Here is a 4695-nt window from a genome sequence, read left to right as displayed (position 1 = left end):
GTGGCGTTGAGCTCGCCTGGGCCCACGCAGACCGCGAAGTGGTCGAAGTCGAGCAGACCGACCTCGGCCGTGTGGCCGGGCGCGGCGGGCAGCGGCCGAGCTGCGCCGCACCGTCCTGGAGGCCTGGCGCGGCTTCGACCTCGCCGCGCGCGAGGGCCGGCCGGTCCCCGCCGACCGGCCCGGCGTCCACCGGGCGATGGCCGCGATCGACCTGCTCGACGACGAGACCGACCTCTCCCCGGCCCGGCACGTCCCGCCCGCCGCCCCGCTCGGCGGCGCGGCCGAACTCTCCCACCTCGGCGGCCGGCTGGCCGAGCTGCTGGCCGGGCTGCCCGACCCGGTCGCGCTGCTGCCGCGGCCGGGCGCCGAGCCCGGCGGGGCGTCCGGGGCCGCCCCGGCCGGGGTCGTCACCATCGGAGAACTGGTCCGCGCCGGCGCGCTGGAGGTGTACTCCTCCGGCACCGGCGCCGCCACCCGCCCCGCGGGCCCCGGCGGCACCCCCGTCGTCACCGACCAGGACCTCGCCACCGGTGCCGCGCCCAGCGCCGTCCTGGCCACCGGCCCGGGCCCGGCCGGGGACGTCCGCACCCGCCCCGGCGACGTCCTGGTGCCCGCGCTCGGCGGCGGCACCGCCCTGGTCGTCCCCGCCGAGGGCCCCCTGGTCGGCGTCGCCCTCGGCCGCCAACTCCACCTCCTGCGGCCCGATCCGGCCGCCCTCGACCCCGAGTTCCTGGCCGGCCAGTTCCGCTCCACCGCCGGCACCCGGCGCGCCGCCAGCCACGCCACCACCACCGCCCGCCTCGACATCCGCCGGGTCGAGCTGCCCCGCCTCCCGCTCCCCGCCCAGCACCGCCTCGGCACCGCCTTCGCCCGCCTCGCCGCCTTCGACGCCGCCCTCGACCGGGCCGCCGCCCTCGGTCGCAGCCTCGCCCGGGCCGCCACCGACGCCCTGGCCACCGGCACGCTGGAACCGCCGGCCTGACGGCCGTCCCGCGGACCGTGCGGGGGAGGGGGCCGGGCCGGGGCCGTGGTGGCCGCCCGGTGCGCGCCCGGTGAGGTGACCGGGGCTCAGTAGCGCTGCGATCGCGGCGCGATACCGATGCGGCGGCGGGCGGACGGAAGCCCTCCGGAGCGGCCGGACCTGGCGGTACGGTGGGCGCAGCCGTCCGCACCGCCCTCGGTGCCGGTCCTCACCAGCTCAGGAGCGCGCATGTCAGGGCAGTACCCCGGGCAGTTCGGGCCGCCGCCCGGCGGAACGCCGTACGGGCCGGGGCCGGGGCAGGCTCCGATCCCCGGGCGGTTCGGGGTGGCCGCGCGGGTGCTGTGCGCGCTGGCCCCGCTGCTCACCTTCGGCCTGCTCGGGGCCGTCCCCTCGCTGCTGCTGGCGGTCCGGCGCCGCAGGGCGTACGACATCGCCGGCGCGGTGGTGTTCTGCGCGCTGCTGCTCACCATGATCGTCTGTGCCGGGGTCGCGGGCAGCCTGAAGAACCCGACCGCCGACACCACCGGTGAGATCACGCTGGCCGTGCTGTGGCTCCTGCCGACGGCGCACTTCCTGGTGATGGACAGCCGGGCGGTCTGGCTGGCCGGGAGGCCGACGCCGCAGGCCGCCCCGCGGATCGTCCCGCCGTACGCGGTGCCCGGCGTCTCCTCGTACGCGGGGACCGTGCCCGGGTACGGGTTCCCCCCGCCGGCCGTGCCGGCCGCGCCCGTCGCCCCCGCTGCCCCGGCTCCCGTCGCGCCGGCGCCCGAGACCGCCCACGACCTGCGCGAGCTGGGCGAGCTGCTGCGCCGCCAGGCCCGCGAGGACCGGCCGTGACCGCCACCCGGTTGATCGCCGGCCGCTACCGGCTCACCGAGAAGATCGGCCACGGGGGCATGGGCCAGGTCTGGGCCGGCCGGGACGAACGGCTGCACCGTCCGGTCGCGGTCAAACTGCTCCGCCCCGAGCACCTGCTGCCCGGCGGGACCGGCTCCGGCGGCGAACGGGCCCGCCACAGCGACGAGTTGCGCCGCCGCTTCCTGCGCGAATGCCGGGTGACGGCCGCACTCGACCACCCCGGACTGGTCACCGTCTTCGACGCGGGCGAGGACGGGGACGAGCTCTACCTCGTCATGCAGCGCATCCCCGGGGTCAGCCTGGCCGACCTCATCGCCGAGGACGCCCCCCTCCCGATCGAGCGCGCGGCGGCCGTGGCCGCGCAGCTCTGCGCCGCACTGGCCGCCGTCCACGCCATCCCGGTGGTCCACCGCGACCTCAAGCCGAGCAACGTCATGGTCCGTGAGGACGGCCGCACCGTCCTGCTCGACCTCGGCATCGCCACCGCCCTCGACACCGAGACCACCCGGCTCACCCTCACCGGCGTGCCCGTCGGCAGCCCCTCCTACATGGCCCCCGAGCAGGCCCTCGCCGCCACCACCGACCCGCGCAGCGACCTCTACGCGCTCGGCTGCCTGCTGCACGAGATGCTCGCCGGCGAGGAACCGTTCCGGGCCCCCACCGCGCTCGGCGTCCTGCGCCGGCACGTCGACGAACCGCCGGTCCCGCTACGGGAGTTGCGGCCCGAGGTGCCGCAGCCGCTGGAACGGCTGGTGCTCGACCTGCTCGCCAAGCAGCCCGCCGACCGCCCGGCCGACGCCCAGACCGTGTACGCCCGGCTGCTCCCGCTGCTGCCCGCGGCCGACCGAGCCCCGCAGCCCCGCTACACCCCGCTGCCGGACCCGGCCCGGCCCTTCCGCTACCCGCACCAGCCGCAGCCGTCGGCCGCGCCGGCCGCCCCGGCACCGGCGGTCCGCTCCGAGCCGCGGCCCTTCCTCACGCCGCCCGCCCCTCCGACGCCGCCGCCCGCCCCTGCGACACCGCCGCCCGTCCCGACGGGGCCGGACCTCGGCGCGGAGTGCGCCCGGCTCTCCGACCTGGTCGACGCCGGCCGCCACACCGAGGTGCTCGGCCTCGCCGCCCGCCTGCTGCCCCGCGCCGAGAGCGAACTCGGCGACGCCGCACCCCTGGTGCGCACCATCCGCACCATCTACGCCCGCACCCTCCTGCACGAGGGCCACCCCCAGCAGGCCCTCCCCGAGTACCGCCGCCTCGCCACCACCGCCGACGGCGGCCCGCACGGCCCGCAGGGCCTCGACCACCGCTACCGCGCCGCCGTCTGCCTGGACCGGCTCGGCCACGGCGCCGAAGCCCTCGCCGAGTACCAGGCCCTCCTCACCGCCCACACCGCCCGCCTGGAAACCGGCATCGACACCGACCCCGAGCGCAGCTACGACCTCCGCGAACGCATCGGCCTCCACCTCGCCGCCACCGGCGACCCGCAGAACGCCTGGCAGTGGCTGCTCCCGCTCCTCCTCGACCGCGAACGCCGCGACGGCCCCCACCACCCCACCGTCCGCCGGCTCCGCCAGTCCCTCTCCACCCTCACCCCCGCCTCCACCCCCTGGCCCCCACCCCGCCGCTAGGGGCCGCCCTGCCGGTCGCTCCCGGTCGCGCGATACCCCCGCCCCCGGCCGGGAGGCGCCCACGAGCCCACGGCTCCGCCGGGCGCCCACGGGCCGGACGGGGAGGGCGCGGGATGTCGGCCGGTCCGGCTTCCCGCGCGGGTGGGCTTTCCGGGCGGGCCCGGCCCGGGGTGGGGGCGCGGGGGTAGGTTCGGGGTGTGACGACGAATGTTCCGGGCGCGAAGTTGATCCTGCTGACCACCACCCACCGGGTGGCCCCCGGCCTGCTGGCGTGGCCGGCGTGGGAGGCGTTGCGGTCGGCGGGGCGGGTGCTGGTGGGGGACGAGACGCATCCGCAGGTGGCGGCGGTGCGGCAGGCCGGGGTGACGGTGGAGGCGGTGCCGGCCGGGTCGGCGCCCGCGCTGGCGCGGCTGCTGACCGGGCAGCCCGCCGGGGCCGGGCCGACGGTGTGGCTGGGCGGCCCGGACGGGGATCCGGGGCTGACCGACGCGCTGGCGCGGCTCGCGGTGGAGCACGCCGGCGAGGTGCCGGAGATCGAGGTGCTGCCCGGTTCGTACGACCTGCCGGGGTCGCGGCTGCTGGACCTGGTGACGGTGATGGACCGGCTGCGCTCCCCGGGCGGTTGCCCGTGGGACGCGGAGCAGACGCACGAGAGCCTGGTGAAGTACCTGGTCGAGGAGGCCTACGAGCTGGTCGAGGCGATCGAGGAGGGGGACCGGGACTCGCTGCGCGAGGAGCTGGGCGACGTCCTGCTGCAGGTGTTCTTCCACTCCCGGATCGCCGAGGAGCACCCGGGCGAGCCGTTCGGCATCGACGACGTGGCCGGGGACATCGTCGAGAAGCTGGTGTACCGGCACCCGCACGTCTTCGGGGACGTCGAGGCCGGGGGCGCCGCCGAGGTGGAGGCGAACTGGGAGCAGCTGAAGGCGGCGGAGAAGGCGGACCGCGAGTCGGTGCTGGACGGTGTGCCGGCCGGGCTGCCCGCGCTGGCGTACGCGGCGAAGCTGGTGTCCCGGGTCCGCCGGTCCGGTTTCGCCGGGGTGCCGGACGAGTCGTACGAGCTGCCGGCCGAGCTGACCGCCGACTCGGCGGGCCGGCTGCTGCTCGCGGTGGCGCAGCGCGCGCACGACGCCGGTTCCTGCAGGCCGACAACCTCACCAACATCACCCGCTTCATCGCCGGGCCAGGCCTGATCGCGGTCGGCGTCGTGTTCGTGCTGATCCTCGGCGA

Annotated in this window: 4 protein-coding genes; all 4 read left to right on the top strand. The window is 77.9% G+C overall.

Translation table 11 applies throughout. The features are described from left to right. Positions 1-196 precede the first annotated feature (196 nt). Positions 197-982, top strand: a complete 786-nt coding sequence (locus AB0E96_RS38305; RefSeq protein WP_359831035.1) for a hypothetical protein — start codon at positions 197-199, stop codon at positions 980-982. Between the two features lie 228 nt (positions 983-1210). Next, entirely contained in the window at positions 1211-1819 is a 609-nt protein-coding gene (locus AB0E96_RS38300; RefSeq protein WP_359831033.1) for a hypothetical protein, read from the top strand. Beyond that, positions 1816-3465, top strand: coding sequence for a serine/threonine-protein kinase (locus tag AB0E96_RS38295; protein WP_359831031.1), 1650 nt, complete (start codon positions 1816-1818; stop codon positions 3463-3465). Before AB0E96_RS38300 ends, AB0E96_RS38295 begins: the two co-directional genes overlap by 4 nt. Before the next feature lie 197 nt (positions 3466-3662). Continuing rightward, complete coding sequence (locus AB0E96_RS38290; protein ID WP_359831029.1) at positions 3663-4658, top strand: MazG family protein; 996 nt, start codon at positions 3663-3665, stop codon at positions 4656-4658. Positions 4659-4695: the final 37 nt, after the last annotated feature.

Source organism: Kitasatospora sp. NPDC036755, assembly GCF_040636595.1.
GTDB lineage: Bacteria > Actinomycetota > Actinomycetes > Streptomycetales > Streptomycetaceae > Kitasatospora.
This window is presented reverse-complemented; position numbering and strand designations above follow the sequence as displayed.